Genomic DNA, 20,436 nt, shown 5'->3' with positions numbered 1-20,436 from the left:
GTGCTCGCACCAATGACATTAATTGGTTCAATGGCTGTCGCTAAAATACGTATTACAGGGACATTTTTGGGGTGTTTAGCAGGTATGATTATCCAATTAGGGCTTTATTCATGGGTTAATAACGGCATATTATTTCTGATGGCTTATGCGATAGCTGCAGGCTTTTTTTGTCACTGGATTGCACAAGGTACCATAAAATCGAGTATTGCTTTTTCCGCGATGTCAGCATTAACCGTGCCGCTGACAACATCATTAATACCAGAACAAAAAGATGCCTTTTTCTCTATTTTATATCGCTTCAGCTCAATTTTCGTTGCTGTGATAGCAACTTCAATCGTAATTTGGATCACCCACCACTTTTTAGTTAGGGTAATCAAAGCCCCGAATGAACAATTTTAAAAACGATAAACAAACCAGCTAGTATCAGTACTGAGCTGGTTTTTCTCTATCATCTTCCGATTATCATTAAGCTAAATCATCTTTAGTCACACTTACGCCTTTAATTTGCGCATAAACTTGATCGCCAATATTTAAAGCTAATTCATCCGCCGCCCAAGCAGTAATATTGGCCCATAAATTGGTTTCACCAACGCGTAATTTCACTTCAACACGCTCACCTTCTGCATAATAAATTTTGTCGACTCTTGCGGCTAAGATATTACGAATACTGGTTTGAGTGGGTTGTTCACGAGCAATAGATACATCATTTGAAAAAATACGTACCCTCACCCATTCACCACGTTGCTGATGTAAACGGCTGACCCATAAGAATGAATCATGGCTTAGCATCACCTGCGTTAATGCATATTTAGGATGATTATAATTAATACGAGCACTTAATAATGAACTTTGCTCTTTAACGGGCAACCAAGGGCGCATTTCAGGTGAACTCCATACTGAATTCACATGCCCTGAAATTAACACCTTACCTTGGTTAAGCATCACCATAGAATCGGCAAGACGTAAAATCTCATCAAGGCTATGGGTTACATAAATAATTGGTGTATTCACACTCTTGGCTAAACGCTCAAGGTAAGGCATTAACTCTTGTTTCCGCGGCATATCTAGCGATGCTAATGGCTCATCCATCAGCAACATGTCAGGTTTAGTTAATAACGCACGTCCAATCGCGACTCGCTGCTTTTCGCCACCAGATAATGATGACGGATAACGGTTTAGTAACGCTTCAATACCAAGCAAACGTACAATATCATCAAAATGCTGGGGATCAGGACTCTTGACGCCGTAATTTAAATTGCCTCTTACACTGTAATGTGGAAATAAACGCGCATCTTGAAATACATAACCAATTTTTCGTTTATCTGGCGAAAGAAATATTCGCTCTTCATTACTGTAAAGGGTTCTATCGCCAAGCTTAATAATCCCACTATCTGGCTTTGTTAAACCCGATAGAACATTCACTAATGAAGTTTTACCTGCTCCTGAACGACCAAAGATCGCTGTGATCCCTTTCATGGGTACATCGAGATCAACGTCTAGCGATAAATCACCAAGCTGCTGTTTAAATTTAATTTTTAAGCGTTTATTAGTTGTCATCACATCACTTCCAAACGTTTTCTAGCAAGGCGTGTTAGCCATTCAGAAGCAAATAATGAAGACAAGGCAATCACAATCGCAACCACACATAAACGGGCCGCTTCACTCTCCGCTCCCGGGGTTTCAATAAAGGAATACATTGCCAATGGAATAGTTTGAGTTTGACCAGGAATATTAGAAACAAAGGTAATCGTTGCACCAAACTCACCAAGAGCACGAGCAAAGGCTAAAATTGTGCCTGTTAAAATACCAGGGATCGTTAATGGTAACGTAATGGTGACAAATACACGTAGTGGTGATGCGCCTAATGTACGAGCGGCTTGTTCCAGCTTTTTATCAACCCCTTCTAAAGCAAGGCGAATAGAGCGCACCATTAATGGAAAAGATACCATAGCCACCGCTAAAGCTGCCCCTCGCCAACTAAAGCTAAAACTAAAACCAAACCACTCATAAAGCCATTTGCCTATAGCGCCTTGCCTTCCCATTGAAATTAACAATAAATAACCAATCACAACAGGAGGTAAAACAAGGGGTAAATGAATGAAACCATCTAATAATGATTTACCCCAAAAATTTCGACGAGCCAATAACCAAGCACAAGCAATACCCAAAGGAAGGCTAAATAGCACAGCAACACTTGAAATTTTAAGGCTTAATAATAACGCTTGTAATTCATAATCAGTGAGCAAAGCGAACAATCCTGTGTTTCAATCTACACCCATGCTCTTTTCTGCATGAGATTCGTAATAATAGCGATAGCATAAGTAATCATTACATCATAGTCAGTAACGATGTGTATAAAACTTCGTAGTTGCTCTATAAATAAACAAAAAAGCACTGAGCAAAGTGCTCAGTGCCTAGTTTTATCTATAACGTCGTTTAATCATAATATGATTAATGTATTGCCTAACTTATTGTCTTAATTAACAGAGCCAAAACCATATTGTTTAAAAATAGCTTTGGCTTCGTCATGCTGTAAGTATTCATAAAACGCTTTTGCCGCAGGCGTCGCATTACCTTTGACTAATTCCATTGGATACGTGATTGGCTTATGTGAATCGGTAGGGAAAGTCGCAACGATTTTTACCTTTTTAGAAATCTCTGCATCGGTTTTATATACAATTCCAAGTTTCGCTTCGCCGCGTTCAACTAACACTAATGCCGAACGTACGTTATTCGCCATTGCCAATAAGGGCTCTGCTTGCTGCCATAATTTTAGATACTCTAACGATTGCTTAGCGTAACGTCCTGCTGGAACATTTGCCGGATTACCCACCGCTAAACGTGTACCGTCTAAGCTTTAGATAAATCCCAGCTTGCTGTCAGCTTGATATTATTTTGTGGATAATCAGTAGAGCAACCATCACTAAACTATTTTTTAGAACATCGACTCGGCTATTTATCAATTACCGCGCCTGCTGCTCTACATAATCCATCCACTTTTCATTAGCCGATAAATAAATGTTTGCTGGTGCGCCAAGCGCAACTTGCCGCGCTAACGCTGAAGATGAAGCGAATGAAAGCGTGGTTTTAACCCCAGTCTCCTTTTGATATTTAGCAGCAATGTCATTTAACGCATTGGTTAATGACGAAGCCGCAAATACCGTGATGTTACTATCAGCAGCAAAAGAAGAAAAAGAGAGTGTTGAGAGTAACGCTGCTGTTGCGAAAGCTAATTTACGTGTCATGACGATGCTCCTAATATCCCGATATATAGTAAACTACATATCGGTTAATACAAGTATTATCTGTGTTATGGATCTTAGTTTTAAACTACAATATATCCGTCTTCAACATCACTTTTTATTGTCATCTAAAAAGTAATTAATCCTCTGTTTCACCAATAGCAAACGATTACACCTTATAAACTATCTCTTTTAGGAATATTAACCACCACTTATAGCGATAAAGATCACAAATAAAAGCAATAAATGAAATTGTTATTTTCAATAAAAAATTACCCAGTATTATCTGCGAAAAATACCTTCCTTCGGTGATACTAGATGTTAAAGAAAACGTTACTTGAATATGTATTACTTTGAAGACGAAGTTGCTAAAACCGTTGATCAAATTGGTATGCGTGCGATTTTAGGTGAAACCATTATTCAATTCCCTGTAGCAAGTGCTAAAACACCAGAAGATGGCATTAAATACGCAGAAAAACTGATTAACGAATATAAAGATCACCCGCGTATCACAATGGCATTTGCACCTCATGGCCCATACACAAACTCAACAGAAACTCTGCAAACTATTGCCAAACTTTCGATGAAATACGATGTTCCAGTGATGATGCAATTGGCTGAATCTGATCGTGAACGCGAGGTTATTGCAAAACGTTCTGGTGGCCTATCTCCTGTAAAATACATGGAGTCTATTGGCGCACTAAACGAGAACTTAGTCGCAGCACACGTTATTGATGCGAACGAAGAAGATATCGCTATCTTGAAAAAGTACGATGTGGGTATTGCACATAATATGAGTGCTAACATTAAATCGGCAAAAGGTGTTTCACCAGCATTGCAAATGTTTAATGACGGTTTACGTATCGGCTTAGGCACCGATGGTCCAATGTCGGGCAATACGCTAAGTACTATTGATGAATTTAACCAAGTTGCAAAAGTGCATAAATTAGTCAATAAAGATCGCGCTGCCATGCCACCTAAAAATGTAATTGAAATGGCAACGATCGGTGCTGCTCGTGCACTCCATATGGAAGATAAAGTAGGCTCTTTAGAAGTCGGTAAATTAGCAGATGTGATCGTTATTGATACCAAAGCACCAAATATGGTACCTGTCTACAATCCATATTCAGCACTGGTTTACTCTGCTTACGCAACGAACGTAAAGCATACGATTGTTGATGGTAAAGTGATTATGGAAAACAGAAACGTACTGACGGTTAATGAAGATAACATTCGCAAAGAAGCGCTGCAGTTTGCAGATAAAGTGCGTCAAACCGTTATTGAAAGCGGCGAAATCGTACAGTAACTAATCTGTTATTAGTTAGATACAGGGCAGCGAACAGGTTTCACTGCCCTATTTTTATTCTTTAATATACTCAAGGGAATAGTTGTAAAGCTGTTCAACATCACCACTGCACATCAATTGCATTGATTGTTTCAGTTGTTGCTCTGACCATTCCCACCATTGCATTATAGTTAGCATCTTAATTTGTTCTGGCTTAAAGCGCTTTTTAACCACGTGGTTATTAGCAACGATAACAGTATAAGGCTCAACATTTTTGGTGATCACCGCCCTTGATCCAATTACAGCACCATTACCAATTTTTACTCCAGGCATGATCATCGCTTCAGAGCCAATCCATACATCATTGCCAATGACGGTATCGCCTGCTCGCTTAAAACCACTGGGCACATCTTCACCAAAATCATTACCAAAGGGAAAGGTTGAAATCCAATCGATACGATGTCCTTGGTTGCCCGCCATCATAAAAGTCGCGCCAGAAGCAATAGAGCAAAATTTACCAATGATCAGCTTATCCACTTCGCCAAACATACCGCTTTGCCAAACCTCTTTGGTTGGCTTATCTCCAAGCAAATAGCGTACAGCTTGATCTTCAAAAGATTTATCGTGGTAATAACCAGAATAGTAACTGTAGTCACCAACTTCTATGTTGGGGTTAGTAATGGTGTCTTTTAATTTTTGGCTTTCAAGCCATGTTTCAAACTGCATATTAAACGTCCTGTTGATTTATTGCAGTCAGTCTAATTGTTCTTTATTCTTACCAGAAGTAACCATTAAGAGATTCATAATTACCATATGGAAATAAAGTGGCTAAGTTACGTACCCATTTATTTGGCGTTATGTGAAGAAAAAAGCATTGCAAAAGCAGCGGTTAGATTGAATTGCTCAAGTGCACATATCAGTCGACAATTGCGTCAACTCGAAGCACTTCTCGATACTCAACTTATACAGCGAACAACTCGCCAATTTAACCTCACCTACGATGGCCTTGCATTTTATAAGCAAGTAAAAGCACTATTTGCACATGCTGAAGCCATAAACGAAGGATTAGATGTCACTAATTCTGTTTATGGCAAACTTCGTATCGCGGCGTCTGCTTCTTTTGGCTCGATGCTATTAAGTGAGCATCTTGCCGATTTCAATTTAAGTCATCCAAATATTGAATTAGAAGTCGCTTTTACTGAAACCCCATTAGATCTAATAGAGCAAGGTTTTGATGTCGCCATATATTTCACCGAGACGCCACCAGAAGGCTATGTAGGTCATTATATCCGCCACCTTCAATGCCAACCTTTCGCTCATGAAAGTTACTTAGCAGATCATCCAGCGATTACTCATCCTTTGGATTTGCTCGACCACAACCACATTATTTATCGAAATAGTGAATTCACGCTCGATAAATGGTGTTTTATTAATCAAACAACACAAGAAAAGACAAATATTATCCTTAAACCTGCCATGAGTTTTAGCCTAATCACCGTCATGACCGAGGCAATGATCAAAGGCTGTGGTATTGCTATGCTTGATGAGATGGCATTAAGTCACTTAGATAGTGATAAACGAACACATATTATTAATATCTTACCTGATTGGTTTACACCTGATCGTTTGCCTTTATATATTCTTTATCCTAAACGTACACACCTTGCCCAACGTACAAGTCTATTTGTTAATTTTATTCGTCAAAAACTTGATAAAACAAATTAGAATTAGAGATAGATTGAAAGAAATAAAAAGAACAATACTGCCTTAAAAATACTAACACTGGCCTGACAACGCTTATTTACCCATATTCTATTCGTAAAAAGCATGAGGTATAATTAAAAGGATTTGTATAATAATTATAAAAAGTGAATACAATAGCTGCTCAATGCTGTTGCTTCGCAATACACATTTATGACAAGTATTGCCAGTAGAGATAACGCTAAGCAAACCGAACAGGTGTTAAATCACGCTCTAACTAAAGTGTTACGCGCTAATATACCAGAGCTAACACTGGCACAGCATCATTTGAACTTCAATGAAGTTGAAACAAGGCTATCACAACAAACCGCTATTGATGAAGCTAACCGTTTTTTAAGTTGTGGTTGTAATGACGGTAACGACTGTAAACTTCGCCACTACTCAACAGATTATAAGGTTGATCGTAAATTGTTTATCAACCGTGCCGTACCTTTAGCGAACTGAAAATTACGGTCAACAACGACGTTTAAGCCGTCTTTGTTGACCGATTTTCATTAAGACGCTAGCTGAAAATTACCTAACAGCGCGTTATAAACATCATTGTGATGTAATACCCCAACCAATTGATTATTTTCAACCATGAGTAGTGGTTTGTTATTGAGTCGCTTCAGCTCAATGGCATCTCGCATACTAATATCAGGGCTGACCATCACTATAGTCATGTCATTAATATGGCTTGGAATAGCATCTGTAATTTGCCATGAAAGGCAATCAACATTACCTTCATTCACGATAGACAGCGTGTCCTCATCCTGGGCGATCCAAAGCTCATCGACATCACACACTTTATAAGTATTTCCCTGTTGCTCTAACGCGTTTACTGGCGTCATCAATGAGCGCCCTTTCAATACATTTAACGGATTCGTATGTGCGACAAAATCACGCACATAATCAGTTTTCGGATTCAATACAATCTCTTCAGGTTTTCCGTGTTGAATCAGCTCCCCTGACTCCATAATCGCGATATTATTTCTGATTTTAAGTGCTTCATCTAAATCATGACTGACAAACAAAATCGTCTTATTTAACTTACTTTGCAGTGCTAACAATTCATCTTGTAGTTGTGCACGGATTAACGGATCAAGCGCTGAAAATGGCTCATCCATCAATAAAATATCCGTATCCATAACAAATGCACGCGCAAGTCCTACCCGTTGCTGCATCCCGCCCGATAACTCTGATGGGTATTTATCTTCCCATTCAGCCAGCCCCACCATTTCTAACTGCTCTCTAGCGCGCTGATGACGTTCCTTCTTAGGGATATTTTGCATTTCAAGCCCGAATGCAACGTTATCTAACACGGTTAGCCATGGCATTAAGGCAAATTTTTGAAATACCATCGAGACACGATGAGTACGAAGATGCTGTAGTTGAGCTTTTGAGCAGTTTGCTAAATCTACAGTCTGTTCACCATCTTTAATCAACAATTCGCCACGACTTATATCGTTCAATCCATTAACCGCGCGTAATAAACTTGATTTACCCGAACCGGACAACCCCATAAGTACGCAAATCTCGCCTTCTTTGATTTGCAGACTAACGTTATTTACACCAACAACTTGGTTTGTTTCATCAATAATTTGTTGACGACTTTTACCTTGAGCTAATAACGCTAAGGCTTGTTGCTGTTTATCGCCAAACACCACATCCAGATTGTTAATCGTTATTGCATTCATGATCACAGCTCCTTTTGTGCTGGTGTTTTACATAATCGGTCTAAAATAATCGCGACCAATACAATCGCAAGTCCCGCTTCAAAACCTTGTGAAATGTTCACAGTATTTAATGCACGTACAACGGGTTTTCCTAATCCATCTGCACCGACTAATGCGGCGATAACCACCATAGACAAAGACAACATAATGCATTGGGTGATACCCGCCATAATACTCGGCATCGCCGCGGGTAACTCGACTTTTAACAGTAACTTCATTCGGCTCGCACCAAACGCTTTGCCTGCTTCAATTAAATCTTCAGGCACTTTCGTGATACCTAAATACGTGAGTCGTATTGGCGCTGCAATGGCAAAAATAATGGTAGAGATAAGTCCCGGTACAATACCTAATCCAAACAAAACCAGCGTTGGAATTAAATAAACAAACGTTGGCACCGTTTGCATTAGATCTAAAATAGGACGCATCAAGGTATACAACCATGGACGGTGCGCAGACATAATTCCGATAGGAACACCAATAAGCACTGAAATACTTGTAGCAGCAAAGACCAACACAAAGGTTTCTAACATTTCCTGCCAGTAGCCTAAGTTCAAAATAACTAATAACGCTGCGACAACGAAAACCACTAATGAAATTTTACGGTGTAAATACCATGCTAACGCCGCGGTGATTAAAATAGGCAGTGCTGGCGGCATCCACTTAAATACATCAACTAAAAATAGAATTACGGTTTCTAAGAAAAATGAAATGGCATCAAATAACCCTGCGGCATTGATAGTTAACCAATCAACACCTGCTTCCATCCATTGACCCAAAGGGATTTTATTATCCGTAATGAAATTCACACTTTTGCCTTTTATTTGATAAGACGATGCTTACCACCTTATTTTTATGAAGTTTTACAATAGCTAATAACAAAGAAGTACCTGCGTTAATAAACAAGACGTGATTATTAACGCAGTATTTTAAGAAAGGATTAAGATTGCTTTAAGTAATCCAACACCGCTGTAGTGGCCACTTTACCTTCGCGAGTTTTAACGTCTTTTAGCCATGCTTCCACTTGCTGTGGATTTTCACTTAACCATTGGCGGGCTGCTTTTTCAGGTTGAACCTTTTGATTAAGGATTGCTTCCATTAAGCTATTTTCCATTTCTAAGCTAAATGAAAGATTTTTCAGAAGTTGACCAACGTTTGGACACTCGGTTAAATAATTACTGCGAACATTGGTGTACACATTGGCGCCACCATAGTTAGGTCCAAAAAAGTCATCGCCACCAGCAAGGTATTCCATTTCAACATTGCTATTCATTGGGTGCGGTGCCCAACCTAAATAAACAATCCACTGATCACGGCGTACAGAGCGAGAAACTTGCGAAACCATCCCCGCTTCACTTGATTCCACTAAACTAAAGTCTTTCAAACCAAACGCATTCGTGTCGATCATTGATTGAATTAAACGATTACCATCATTACCGGGTTCAATACCGTAAATACGACCTTTAAATTTATCCGCATGTTTTGCCAAATCAGCAAAGCTCTTAACACCTGCGTCATAAACATATTTAGGTACAGCTAACGTATATTTTGCACCTTCTAAATTCGCTTTTACTGTTTCAACCGTTTTGGCTTCACGATATTTCGCAATATCGCCTTCCATCGTCGGCATCCAATTTCCTAAAAAGACATCAATATCACCATTCGCCATTGATGAGTACGTCACGGGTACTGACAATAAATCAGTTTTCGTACTGTAACCCATTCCTTTTAAAAGCTCAGATGTTACCGCTGTAGTTGCCGTAATATCCGTCCAGCCTACATCAGCAAAACGTACCGTATCACATTGGTTAGCATAGCTATTAAAAGCGACTGAGCTTAACGCTAAGGCAAGAAGTGTTTTTTTAGTAACAGACATAATTATTCCTTTGTCTTTTTATTTATCAGTATTAAGTACGTATATCCCACGTACTTATTGTGAATTGTTTCGTTGGGTCGTTTCCCAATCAGGGGCAATCCATACAGGTACATTGCCTGCAGGAAGCGGGGTTCTCTGTAAAATAAAATCAGCGGCTCGCTCAGCAACCATGATCGTTGGTGCATTAAGGTTACCGTTAGGAATCGTCGGGAATATAGAAGAATCAACAACACGCAAGTTTTCAATACCGCGAACACGACACTCTGGATCTAGTACAGCCATCACATCGTCATCATTCCCTATTTTACAAGTACAAGATGGATGATAAGCACTCTCTACATTTTCTTTTACCCACTGATCAATAGATTGATCAGATGTGACATCCGCTCCCGGTTGAATCTCATCACCACGATATTGATCCAATGCTGATTGCGCCATAATTTCACGGGTTAAACGAATACAATCTCGCCAATCCTGCTTATCTTGCTCGGTAGAGATGTAATTGAATTCAATTTTAGGCTTCGCATGCGGATCATTCGATACAACAGAGACCGTACCTCGGCTCTGTGGCTTATTAGGCCCCACATGCACTTGGAAGCCATGACCATCAAATGCAGCACGACCATCGTATCGCATTGCTGCAGGTAGGAAGTGATATTGAATATTTGGCCACTTTAACCCTTTACGCGAACGAATAAAGGCGCAAGATTCAAAATGGTTCGTCGCACCTAAACCTGTACGAGTTAGTAGCCATTGCGCGCCAATTTTACCTTTGCTGACTAAATCTAATTTACTGTTTAAGGTAATGGCTTCATTACAGTGGTATTGGAAGTAAACTTCTAAGTGATCTTGTAAATTAGCCCCCACCCCAGGAAGATCATGCACAAGATCAATCTTCGCGTTATCCAATACTGCAGCAGGTCCAATGCCAGACAATTGTAATAACTGGACTGAACCAATGGATCCAGCACTAGAAATCACTTCTTTTGTGGCAAATACTTGAGATAGCTTACCTGACTGTTCAAATTCAACACCTACCGCTTTTTTACCATCGAGTAGGACTTTGCGTGCCACAATTCCTTTTTTCAACGTGAGGTTTGAGCGCTTTAATGCACGACGTAAATAAGCATTCGATGTCGATGCACGCACACCTTGATCTACTGTCATATGCATGGCACCAAACCCTTCTTGTTGGTAACCATTGTAATCATCAGTTTCGGGATAACCGGCTTCTTTACCTGCATCAATAAAGGCTTGGTAAAGTGGATTGAGTGCCATGTCATTCCCATTGCACGTCCCGACAGGACCTTTGCTACCACGATAAGCGTTACCGCCTTTTATCCATGTTTCAGCACGACGAAAATACGGTAAACATGCTTGGTAATTCCAGCCAGTTGCCCCTTCTTGTTCCCATTCGTCATAGTCACATGCATGACCACGTACATACACCATGCCGTTGATAGAAGAACTACCGCCTAATACCTTGCCTCGTGGACAATGTAATTTACGCCCGTCTAAGCCTTGTTCTGCTTGAGTTTCAAATTGCCATGCATATTTGTCACTGTTCATTGGGTATGACAGTGCCGTTGGCATTTGAATAAAAATACTACGATCACTACCGCCAGCTTCTAGTAACAACACATCATATTCACCGCTTTCACATAAACGGTCAGCTAATACACAGCCTGCCGAACCCGCGCCAACAATAATGTAGTCATAGTGTTGGGATTTATTTAGCTGCTTATTTTGATCCATCAAAATCGACTCCATCCGTTACGCATAAGGACTTTGGTAATCGCCCAACTCAATAAGTATACTTTTGGTTTGGGTATAATGTTGTAAGGTTTCTATTCCGTTTTCGCGTCCAATCCCTGATTGCTTATAACCACCAACAGGCATTTGCGCGGGAGAATCTCCCCATGTATTAACCCAACAGATCCCTGCTTGTAATTGATGGATAACGCGGTGGGCTCTCGCTAAGTTTTGGGTAAACACACCCGCAGCTAAACCATAGTGAGTATTATTAGCGCGAGCGATAACATCGGTTTCATCGCTAAACTTAATTACCGACATCACTGGCCCAAAAATTTCATTTTTAACGTGAGACATAGATTCATCGCAATCAATAAAAACAGTAGGTTGAACGAAATTACCTTGTGCTAAACCATTATCAGTATATTGGTATCCACCAGTCAGCAAGATTGCGCCACTTTGTTTAGCTGCATCGATGGCTGATAACACTTTTGATAGGTGTGATGTTGAAATCAATGCGCCAATTTGGGTCTCCATATTCATCGGATCACCAACGATTAATAACTCAGTTCGACGCTTAAGTTGCTCTATAAACGTGTCGTAAATAGTCTCATGAACATAAACACGTGTGCCATGTGTACATACTTCACCTTGGGTATAGAAGTTAGCCACCATTGCCGCTGAAACAGCATGATCGACATTAGCATCATCAAAAATGATCATTGGCGATTTACCGCCTAATTCCATCGTGACCGACTTTAAGGTATCAGCACTATCAGCCATTACCGCTTTACCTGTACCAGTTTCACCTGTAAATGAAACTTTAGCGATCTCAGGGTGTGCCGTTAGCATCTGCCCCACTCGGTAATCACCTTGTACAACGTTAAAAACGCCATCAGGCAGACCTGCTTCAGTAAAAATCTCAGCAAGCTTTAGAACTGTTAACGGTGTTTCTTCCGATGGTTTGAAAATCATGGCGTTACCCGCAGCAAGTGCAGGCGCTGATTTCCACATCGCAATTTGGATCGGATAATTCCACGCACCAATACCAGCACAAATGCCCAATGGTTCTCGACGCGTATAAAAGAACTGATTTTCACTTAAAGGTTGCTGTTCACCTTGAAGCCCAGGTGCTAACCCTGCAAAGTACTCAATAACATCAGCACCGGTTTCTATATCAACCGCTATCGCTTCTTGTAACGGTTTACCGGTATCTGTGACTTCCAATACCGCTAATTCATCGTTGCGTTCTCGCAGTAACGTAACAGCACGTAATAAAATACGGCTACGCTCAGTTGCCGTCATAGCCGACCATATAGCAAAGCCTTTTTTAGCTGCACTAATGGCTAACTCAAGATCAGCTTGAGAGGCTTGCCCAATAGTTGCTATCGGCTGACCATTAGCTGGATTAAACGTTGTAAATTGAATATCAGAAGAAGCAGCAACATAGTTACCATCTATATATAGTGATTTCATATCCATTTGAAACTCTTAGAAATTATAATTTTGAATAAAAAGACAATTGCTTTCCTAAATAATCATTAATGATCATGCGAGCATTATTCGCATCAATACCTTTGGGATTTAATGTCCCGCGCAACCAAATACCATCAATTAATGAAGCTATACCATGGGCAACTAATTCAGCTTGAGAAGATGGTAATAACCCTTTAAGTTCAATCTTTAAATGTGATAGCAAACGTTTTTCATTAACTTGCTGTAGGCGACCCAACTGTGCGTCATGCATAGCGTAAGACCAAAATGCTAACCATGTTTTCGCTACTTTATTTTCAGCTTGATAACCATCAAAATTGCTCATGATAATAGCATTAATTCGACCTTGATGATCATTGCGGGGGATTTGGCTTAATGATGTTGTAACACTCATTGACAAACGACGTAAAATTTCACGCATAGTCTCTTCTAATAAACCATGCTTGCCACCAAAATAGTGATTGATAATCCCCGTTGACACCCCTGCTTCTTTACTGATCAAAGAGATACTTGCTGCATGTAAGCCAACTCGTTCAATCACTGCCATCGTGGCATTTACAAGCTGTGGTTTACGAATATCAGGCATTCCAACCTTTGGCATAATGCTCCCATTTATTTTTATTGAACGGTCAATTAAGTATAAATGTGACATGTTTTTAACATTAAATCAAAACACAACCAAAATCACAGTTTTAAAAACCATCAAAATAAAGAAAATCGCTAGATTATCAAGACAATGGCGAATGTAACAAAATATTAACAGTGAGAGTATGAATTAAAAAGTGATACATACAAGTCGAATAACCAAGACATATTACGAACAATTATTAAACGTTAAGAAATGATATGTAACGAGAGAAATGAAATATTAGTAAGGTGAGCTCCATAGCATAAACCCAATTTGTTTTTTTTATTTAGTTATTTTGGTTTATAGTATTCAAGCTAATAACTAGAAGTTCATAGACAATGAGTATAAAAAATAGAATTAATAATGTTTACCGTTACTTTGAGCCTAATTTAATCATTATAGGCTATCTTGGTAGCATTGGTTTTCCACTATACTTCTTTGTTTGGCATTATCTTTTTCCTCAACCTTATGAGAACTTTTTACTCAGGCTATTTTGTGGCAGTTTGTTTATTCCATTCGTTTTAAAGGATCATCTCCCTTATTGGTTTTTACGTTATAAGGCGATTCATTTCATTGCCACAATCACCATAGGACTACCTTTCTTTTTCAGCTATATGCTGATTATGAATCATTGGTCTATTCCTTGGGTCATGTCTTTCATGGCTGCACTATTTCTATCAATATTATTGATTTACGATGCTTATATTATCAGCGTAATCTCCATTATTGGTATTTCATTAGGCGCATTATTTTCTTATGGCTTCCATCCGATAAACAGTGATAATTTTCATTGGGGCTATATTGCAGTTATTAGTTTTTCATATGTGACAGGTATTGCTTCACATTATAGAAATCACATTCATTACGAAGATCAATTACTTTTTGCTCGCAGCTTTAGTGCCGGTATTGCCCATGAAATGAGAAACCCTTTTAGTTCTCTTTACTCTTCCATGGAACTCATGCTTGATATTCTTCGCCAAAAAAATGATAACAAAAAAGATAATGTTAATGAGCTAAAATCTATAATTAGAAGTAATATGACAGTTATTAACAATAGTAATGAAACAATTAACTTACTATTAAGCTCTATTAATGAGCATGCGATTTCAACAAATACATTTCAAGAATATTCTATTGTTAATATTATTAAAAGCTCTGTAGAAAGCTATGGCTACCAATCCTTACAAGATAGAAGTTTAGTTTCAGTTAATTTCAATAAAGACACAAATTATTTTGGTAGTGATATTTTATTTCGTTATGTCATTTTCAATCTTATGAAAAATGCATTTTATTACAAAGAAAAGAATAATTTCAGTATTAATATCAATATCGAAATTAATAAAAAAAATAATATTATTAAAATAAGAGACACAGGTGTTGGTATCCCAAAGAATAATCTTGATGCTATTTTTGATGATTTCTTTACACATGGTAAAAAAAATAGTTCAGGTTTAGGTTTGCCTTTTTGTAAAAAAGTAATCACAGCATTTGGTGGGGTAATCAGCTGTCAATCCAAGTTAGGTGAATGGACTGAATTCACTATCCTTTTACCTAAAATCGATTCAAAATCAGTCAATAAGCTAAAATATGAGTTAATGTCAAAAAAACGCCTATTATACGTAGGTGATGACAACAGTGATGTTTTTGAACTTCAGAAAAACTCCTTTTCTCATGGCTACAATTTTAACACGATTAGCCCATTTAAATTAATTGACATGCCTCTTAATCAAGTAGATATGATTATTGTTAATCTGGATAGTTACAGTGAACATAATTATTATTTCTCTAAGTTACAAGATAAACTCGCATTATTAACAACGAAAGTCTTATATTTATACCGTACACATAACGCATTAAATTTAATATTAAATGAAAAAATTAACTACAAACTAGTCAATGCTAGTAAAATTGACAATAATTTCACTGATAATATCTGTCGATTATTTTTTATTCACTTTAATAACCCAAAAAACACACCACGATCAACAACAGATACGAAAAGTATTCTACTCGTAGACGATAATATGTCATTACGCATGTATACAGGAATACTCCTCCAACGTAGTGGATTTCATGTTATTCATGCCGAGAATGGTGTTAATGCTCTCAAAAACCTTGAGCTAAGCCAGGTAGATCTTATTATGATGGATTTAGAAATGCCTTTAATGGGAGGCTTAGAAGCAACAAAACAAATTCGTTCTAATAAAAGATATGAATCACATAAAAATACACCCATTATTTGTTTCTCTGCATCACTTGATGAAAAGCAACAACAAGAACTTAGTAAAATTGGTATGAATGACTTTATTTTTAAACCTGCAACTAAAGAGCAAATCTTTGCCAGTATTGAACGCTTTATTAACTAGAACCCCCTTACCCACTATCGTTTACTTAACACAATAATGGGTAAGAATTCTCTCTATTACTTTAACGATAGTTCCTCTCGCATCTCTCGACACACACTAAGTAACGTCGATATTTGCTCGTCACTAACATCACTATTTAAAGAAAAACGGATCACATTTTTATTTTTAGGGGTCGCTGGTGAACAGAACACAGAGCCAAATACATCCCGAGACTCTAAATAATCACGGATCACTTCTGTATCTTCATCATTACCGCTTTCAAGAGCAATAATTTGTGACTGGCTCTTAATCTTATAGCCAAGATTAACTAAACCATTGCGTAATTTCTCAGACTGAACAAATAACTGCTCACGCTTATCATCTGCACTTTTAATTACATCTAATGTCGCTTTTAAGATTTCTAGCTCATGATTTAACAATGCAGAACTGAAAATTGCAGGAAACGCAGTAAATGGGAACGACTTAGCTACATCTTTACTGCATAAAATCGCCCCTGCTCGGTAAGCAAAGGCTTTTGCTAAACTCGCCGTTAAAAAATCGACTTGATCGGTTAGGCCTAATTCAGCCACTAATCCAGCACCATTTTTTCCGTGTGTGCCCAGCGAATGAGATTCATCTACCAACAAGGCACAACCATAACGATTAGCTATTTCAACTAAATTATGCAATGGCGCAACTGTACCTATTGTGCTGTAAACCGAATCGACTATGATTAATCCTGTGCCTTCACGTTTAATTTGTTTTTCTAGATGGCGCATATTGTTATGCAGAAATGTTTGAATATTTCCCTCCGCTCGTTTTGCTCCATCCCATAACGACATATGAGCAAAAAAATCGATATAGATCGGTGTACCTTGAGGAAGCAGAGTTTGAATTAATCCGACATTTGCCGCCCAGCCCGACTGGGAAAGCACACATTTTTCAAAACCTGTTAATGCTGCTAATTGCTCTTCAAATGTATCGCCACTATCAGCTTCATGCTGGAAGACGGCAGACATCACTACTTCATGTTTATGCTCGGTGATGGCTTTCAAGTGCTTCTGACGAATATGTTCATGCCCTGTGATAGAAAGATAATCATTACTTTGTAATGTTATTGAATTATCCGAAGGCGTTTTACCTAATACTAAGTGTTTTTTGTTTTTTCGAGAGTAAATATCCGCCTCTAGATGCGCGTTAATTTTTTTTTATGAAGTTTGGAAGTGATTTTACGTTAATATTTTTCATTTTTATTACTCTTACTTTTGTTAATAGGAGTAACAATATTAACAATAATACTTTCATCGTTCTAAATAATAATATTGATAATCATTTTTTTCATAAACAATTATCATTTCCTTAGTCTAACTGATTATTTATTTTTACAAGCAGTCATGTTTTAATAAAAGTAATTTATCTGTAAAATACAACTTCATTATTTACAAATTAGTTAATAAAATGATATACAGCGCTGCTATTTTCGACATGGATGGTTTATTAATTGATACAGAACGTGTCTGTATGGAGATATTTAAACAAACCTGTAAGGACTTTAACCTACCCTACCTTGAACAGACCTACTTAAATATCATTGGACGCAATGAGGCTGGCGTTGAAGATCTATTACGAGCCAGTTATGGCGAAAACATGGACTACCCTGTATTTCGCAAGCAATGGAAGCAGACTTACTTAAACATTGTTGAAAATGAATCCATTCCAGTAAAAGATGGCGTTATTGACCTACTGAATTGGTTACAAACACAGAATACACCTATGGTTGTAGCAACCTCAACCAATCGGCAATTAGCATTAAAAAAATTAGCTATGGCTGGCTTAAGTAACTATTTTTCAGCGGTGACTGCTGGTGATGAAGTGGTAAATGGCAAACCTGATCCTGAGATTTACTTACTCGCAGCAAAACGTTTAAACATAAACCCTAGTATGTGTATTGCTTTTGAAGATTCAAATAACGGTGTTAAAGCAGCAGTTTCTGCTGGCATGCAAACTTTTCAGATAATTGATTTAGTGAAGCCTAGTGAAGAAATTAAAGCATTAGGTCATGGGATATATACATCAATGAATGAAGTACTTATAAAGCTAAAACAGTAACTATCACTGGTATATACAAGGGCAAACATCATGCAACTATGATTGCCCTATTCTTATATTAACTATAGTTATAATTCTACGCCTAATTTTTCACCGTAATGTGACTTGGAAAAGTCCAATTCGGGTCCTTTAGGAATGATACGCGTAGGGTTAATGGTTTCATTGCTCCCATAGTTATGGGCTTTGATATAATCAATATCAACCGTTTCAGAAGTAACGGGGGCTTGGTATAAACGTATAGCTTTAGCTGACGCTCCTGTTAATTTAGACACTTCACCGATATACATCACTTACCTCATTATTAATTGTCTTCCTTATCTATCTAAATGCTATTTAAAAGGGCCTTTATCAAACTGCATTAAGTTATCGGTTATGACATTCCATGGTGCTTTAGATGACGTGAAAATATGAAAATTCGGCTTATGTGTTGGGATATCATCTAAAATTCCTAAACGAATATTATGCTTGCCTGTTTTTAGCTTCTTTGAAAACAAACTTGAACCACAGATTCGACAAAAAGCGAGTTCCGTTTCTTCACTTTTTTTAAATAGCGACACAGCATCTTCACCAGCTTTAAAGCGAAATTTCTCTGAGCTTAATCCTCCCACCGATGAATAATCTGACCCAGTAAATTTACGACATTCAGAACAATGACAATTCCCCATATACTCAAAATCATCAGGCACTTCTATCTGTACCTTGCCACATAAACAGGAACCACTTAGTTTTTTCATTTCATCTTTCTATATAAAACCAAAGTAAACGCCCCATGAACCCACGGGGCGATATTTGTTAGTGTTTGAGGTTCCAAGGTAGGAGTGCATCGATATCGGGCTCAGCTTTCGCGAGCTCTTTCATGCACTTGACCATGTAGTCGTAGAGGATAAGGCCGTTGGCTTTCGCAGTCTCGACGATGCTGTAAAGCATCGCACTCGCATCAGCACCATTTGGCGTGTTCGAGAACAACCAGTTCTTTCTGCCAATGACCAGCGGTTTAATTGCGCGTTCAGCGCGGTTATTGTCTATCGATAAGTGACCGTCATCGATATAGCGGATCACCTTCGGCCATTGGCCGAGCGTGTATTTTATCGCTTTACCCAGCGGGCTAGACGCTATCACTTGTTGAGATGTCATCCACTCGTACAACTCGTCCAGTATCGGTTTGCTATGCAGTTGACGTTCTGCTTTTCGTGTTTCGACAGTCGCACCTTTTAAGCGCGATTCTATCCCATAGAGCTTCTGGATTTTGGCCAGCGCTTTATCTGCTTTGCCTGACTTACCTTTACCTTGAAGCTTCTTAGCCTCCATGAACTTTCGCCGTGCATGTGCCATGCAGCCAACATTGGTGACGTGATAAAGACCATCATAGGCACCATAGCCATCGGTTTGTAGATAACCACTGTAATCCCCCAAGAAGGCAACAGGGCATGCCCTCGCGCGACTGTTTTGATAGTCGTACAAGGCAATATTCTTCACATTGGGGAGTGCGGCTTCTGGCGAGTCTGCGCCCGAGCAGTAGAGCCACATGTAACACTGTTTTTCTTCCTTGAGAACATTGAGTGGCGTTTCATCCGCCTGGACCACCACTTGTTGAAGTAGGTGCTCTTTTAGAGCGGCATAGAGTGGTTTGAACTTCTCACTAACTTGGATAACCCATCTGGCCATAGTGGTTCGTGATAGCTCGATTCCCGACTGGGTAAACAGCGACTCTTGGCGGTAAAGTGGCATCGCGTACTGGTATTTGCCAAGAATGATGTTGGCAAGCAAGCTTTCTGTGGCAAAGCTCTTCGGGATAATGCTTTGCGGTGCTGGCTTTTGAACGATGTGATTGCTGTCTTCAGTTTGCTCGCACTGGCGGCAAGCATATTTAGGGCGAACATATTCCAGCACTTTGAGTACGGCTGGCGAAAACTCCAGCTTTTCACTGCTGTCTTCACCGATTTTATGCAGGTCATGATTGCAGCATGCACACTGCTTTTCATGGTCGTCTAAATCAAGTTCGATAACTTCACGAGGTAAGGTCTTTGGAAGAGGCTTACGCTTACCGCGTTTCTTCGTTGTGGTTGTGGTGGTCGTCGTAACCTCAACCTCTTCTTCCTTAGCGGCTTCACATTCCGCTTCGTTGAAGAGGTCACCTTGAGATTCATCGTAGGGCTTTAACGCCTCCGAGCGTTTTGCGACTGGCGGTCGAAGCCAGTTTGAGTTGCTCAAGCAGAGATTGACGCTCTTGTT

The 20,436-nt window shown here is 38.9% G+C and carries 17 protein-coding genes and 4 pseudogenes; 6 read left to right on the top strand and 15 right to left on the bottom strand.

The window, feature by feature from the left end; all coding sequences use genetic code 11:
- Positions 1 to 399 (top strand): annotated as a pseudogene (locus SKA34_RS08305) (MFS transporter); the annotation flags it as partial.
- Between the two features lie 66 nt (positions 400 to 465).
- Here the strand turns inward: SKA34_RS08305 and modC are convergent.
- The 4 genes from modC to modA (SKA34_RS23805) all read right to left on the bottom strand — a co-directional run bounded on the left by modC (position 466) and on the right by modA (SKA34_RS23805) (position 3,245).
- On the bottom strand, positions 466 to 1,557 hold the full coding sequence (gene modC, locus SKA34_RS08300) for a molybdenum ABC transporter ATP-binding protein ModC (protein WP_006645065.1): 1,092 nt from the start codon (positions 1,555 to 1,557) through the stop codon (positions 466 to 468).
- The gene (gene modB, locus SKA34_RS08295; protein WP_006645064.1) at positions 1,557 to 2,246 is read right to left on the bottom strand and encodes a molybdate ABC transporter permease subunit; all 690 of its coding nucleotides are present in this window, start codon (positions 2,244 to 2,246) and stop codon (positions 1,557 to 1,559) included. The genes modC and modB overlap by 1 nt, the downstream gene beginning before the upstream one ends.
- Before the next feature lie 230 nt (positions 2,247 to 2,476).
- Positions 2,477 to 2,833 (bottom strand): molybdate ABC transporter substrate-binding protein, encoded by a 357-nt coding sequence (modA, locus tag SKA34_RS23810; RefSeq protein WP_006645063.1) that lies wholly within the window; start codon positions 2,831 to 2,833, stop codon positions 2,477 to 2,479.
- A 130-nt stretch (positions 2,834 to 2,963) separates the two neighbouring features.
- Complete coding sequence (gene modA, locus SKA34_RS23805; RefSeq protein WP_006645062.1) at positions 2,964 to 3,245, bottom strand: molybdate ABC transporter substrate-binding protein; 282 nt, start codon at positions 3,243 to 3,245, stop codon at positions 2,964 to 2,966.
- Positions 3,246 to 3,576: 331 nt separating this feature from the next.
- Here modA (SKA34_RS23805) and SKA34_RS08285 point away from each other — a divergent pair.
- Positions 3,577 to 4,548: pseudogene (locus SKA34_RS08285) on the top strand (amidohydrolase family protein); the annotation flags it as partial.
- A gap of 54 nt (positions 4,549 to 4,602) precedes the next feature.
- Here SKA34_RS08285 and SKA34_RS08280 read toward each other — a convergent pair.
- Positions 4,603 to 5,253 (bottom strand): CatB-related O-acetyltransferase, encoded by a 651-nt coding sequence (locus SKA34_RS08280; protein ID WP_006645060.1) that lies wholly within the window; start codon positions 5,251 to 5,253, stop codon positions 4,603 to 4,605.
- A gap of 87 nt (positions 5,254 to 5,340) precedes the next feature.
- Between SKA34_RS08280 and SKA34_RS08275 the strand changes: the two genes are divergently transcribed.
- Both SKA34_RS08275 and SKA34_RS08270 read left to right on the top strand, forming a co-directional pair.
- A complete protein-coding gene (locus SKA34_RS08275; RefSeq protein ID WP_006645059.1) occupies positions 5,341 to 6,252 on the top strand; it encodes a LysR family transcriptional regulator in 912 nt (303 codons plus the stop codon).
- A gap of 189 nt (positions 6,253 to 6,441) precedes the next feature.
- Complete coding sequence (locus tag SKA34_RS08270) at positions 6,442 to 6,732, top strand: hypothetical protein (RefSeq protein ID WP_006645058.1); 291 nt, start codon at positions 6,442 to 6,444, stop codon at positions 6,730 to 6,732.
- Between the two features lie 50 nt (positions 6,733 to 6,782).
- Here SKA34_RS08270 and choV read toward each other — a convergent pair whose 3' ends face one another.
- The 6 genes from choV to betI all read right to left on the bottom strand — a co-directional run bounded on the left by choV (position 6,783) and on the right by betI (position 13,723).
- Positions 6,783 to 7,964, bottom strand: a complete 1,182-nt coding sequence (gene choV / locus SKA34_RS08265) for a choline ABC transporter ATP-binding protein (RefSeq protein ID WP_006645057.1) — start codon at positions 7,962 to 7,964, stop codon at positions 6,783 to 6,785.
- A 2-nt stretch (positions 7,965 to 7,966) separates the two neighbouring features.
- Positions 7,967 to 8,809 (bottom strand): choline ABC transporter permease subunit, encoded by an 843-nt coding sequence (gene choW, locus SKA34_RS08260; protein WP_006645056.1) that lies wholly within the window; start codon positions 8,807 to 8,809, stop codon positions 7,967 to 7,969.
- 131 nt (positions 8,810 to 8,940) lie between these two features.
- The gene (locus tag SKA34_RS08255; RefSeq protein ID WP_006645055.1) at positions 8,941 to 9,876 is read right to left on the bottom strand and encodes a choline ABC transporter substrate-binding protein; all 936 of its coding nucleotides are present in this window, start codon (positions 9,874 to 9,876) and stop codon (positions 8,941 to 8,943) included.
- Positions 9,877 to 9,930: 54 nt separating this feature from the next.
- Entirely contained in the window at positions 9,931 to 11,631 is a 1,701-nt protein-coding gene (betA, locus tag SKA34_RS08250) for a choline dehydrogenase (protein WP_006645054.1), read from the bottom strand.
- An 18-nt stretch (positions 11,632 to 11,649) separates the two neighbouring features.
- A complete protein-coding gene (gene betB, locus SKA34_RS08245; protein ID WP_006645053.1) occupies positions 11,650 to 13,110 on the bottom strand; it encodes a betaine-aldehyde dehydrogenase in 1,461 nt (486 codons plus the stop codon).
- A gap of 16 nt (positions 13,111 to 13,126) precedes the next feature.
- Positions 13,127 to 13,723, bottom strand: coding sequence for a transcriptional regulator BetI (betI, locus tag SKA34_RS08240; RefSeq protein ID WP_006645052.1), 597 nt, complete (start codon positions 13,721 to 13,723; stop codon positions 13,127 to 13,129).
- A gap of 365 nt (positions 13,724 to 14,088) precedes the next feature.
- Between betI and SKA34_RS08235 the strand changes: the two genes are divergently transcribed.
- Positions 14,089 to 16,116: a response regulator gene (locus tag SKA34_RS08235; protein WP_006645051.1), complete on the top strand. Its 2,028-nt coding sequence runs from the start codon at positions 14,089 to 14,091 to the stop codon at positions 16,114 to 16,116.
- A gap of 56 nt (positions 16,117 to 16,172) precedes the next feature.
- On the opposite strand, the pseudogene cqsA reads toward SKA34_RS08235, so the two are convergent.
- A pseudogene (gene cqsA / locus SKA34_RS08230) lies at positions 16,173 to 17,343 on the bottom strand (alpha-hydroxyketone-type quorum-sensing autoinducer synthase).
- Between the two features lie 210 nt (positions 17,344 to 17,553).
- Between cqsA and SKA34_RS08225 the strand changes: the two are divergent.
- Positions 17,554 to 18,204 carry an HAD family phosphatase gene (locus SKA34_RS08225; protein ID WP_039859842.1) on the top strand — a complete coding sequence of 217 codons (651 nt, stop codon included), beginning with the start codon at positions 17,554 to 17,556 and terminating at the stop codon, positions 18,202 to 18,204.
- Positions 18,205 to 18,272: 68 nt separating this feature from the next.
- On the opposite strand, the gene SKA34_RS08220 is transcribed toward SKA34_RS08225, so the two are convergent.
- The 3 genes and pseudogenes from SKA34_RS08220 to SKA34_RS08210 all read right to left on the bottom strand — a co-directional run.
- Positions 18,273 to 18,494, bottom strand: a complete 222-nt coding sequence (locus tag SKA34_RS08220; RefSeq protein ID WP_369750662.1) for a hypothetical protein — start codon at positions 18,492 to 18,494, stop codon at positions 18,273 to 18,275.
- Between the two features lie 39 nt (positions 18,495 to 18,533).
- Positions 18,534 to 18,938 (bottom strand): GFA family protein, encoded by a 405-nt coding sequence (locus SKA34_RS08215; RefSeq protein ID WP_039859838.1) that lies wholly within the window; start codon positions 18,936 to 18,938, stop codon positions 18,534 to 18,536.
- A 58-nt stretch (positions 18,939 to 18,996) separates the two neighbouring features.
- Positions 18,997 to 20,436, bottom strand: a pseudogene (locus tag SKA34_RS08210) (IS66 family transposase); the annotation flags it as partial.

This window comes from Photobacterium sp. SKA34, assembly GCF_000153325.1.
Classification (GTDB): domain Bacteria; phylum Pseudomonadota; class Gammaproteobacteria; order Enterobacterales; family Vibrionaceae; genus Photobacterium.
Note: the sequence above shows the minus strand (reverse complement) of the source record. Positions and strands in the feature narration are given on the sequence as shown.

Bases quoted from the DNA above. Each gene is read 5' to 3' on its own strand.
- modC (WP_006645065.1), bottom strand. From the start codon at position 1,557: ATGACAACTAATAAACGCTTAAAAATTAAATTTAAACAGCAGCTTGGT.
- modA (WP_006645062.1), bottom strand. From the start codon at position 3,245: ATGACACGTAAATTAGCTTTCGCAACAGCAGCGTTACTCTCAACACTC.
- SKA34_RS08280 (WP_006645060.1), bottom strand. From the start codon at position 5,253: ATGCAGTTTGAAACATGGCTTGAAAGCCAAAAATTAAAAGACACCATT.
- SKA34_RS08275 (WP_006645059.1), top strand. From the start codon at position 5,341: ATGGAAATAAAGTGGCTAAGTTACGTACCCATTTATTTGGCGTTATGT.
- SKA34_RS08270 (WP_006645058.1), top strand. From the start codon at position 6,442: ATGACAAGTATTGCCAGTAGAGATAACGCTAAGCAAACCGAACAGGTG.
- choV (WP_006645057.1), bottom strand. From the start codon at position 7,964: ATGAATGCAATAACGATTAACAATCTGGATGTGGTGTTTGGCGATAAA.
- SKA34_RS08255 (WP_006645055.1), bottom strand. From the start codon at position 9,876: ATGTCTGTTACTAAAAAAACACTTCTTGCCTTAGCGTTAAGCTCAGTC.
- betA (WP_006645054.1), bottom strand. From the start codon at position 11,631: ATGGATCAAAATAAGCAGCTAAATAAATCCCAACACTATGACTACATT.
- betB (WP_006645053.1), bottom strand. From the start codon at position 13,110: ATGGATATGAAATCACTATATATAGATGGTAACTATGTTGCTGCTTCT.
- betI (WP_006645052.1), bottom strand. From the start codon at position 13,723: ATGCCAAAGGTTGGAATGCCTGATATTCGTAAACCACAGCTTGTAAAT.
- SKA34_RS08235 (WP_006645051.1), top strand. From the start codon at position 14,089: ATGAGTATAAAAAATAGAATTAATAATGTTTACCGTTACTTTGAGCCT.
- SKA34_RS08225 (WP_039859842.1), top strand. From the start codon at position 17,554: ATGATATACAGCGCTGCTATTTTCGACATGGATGGTTTATTAATTGAT.
- SKA34_RS08215 (WP_039859838.1), bottom strand. From the start codon at position 18,938: ATGAAAAAACTAAGTGGTTCCTGTTTATGTGGCAAGGTACAGATAGAA.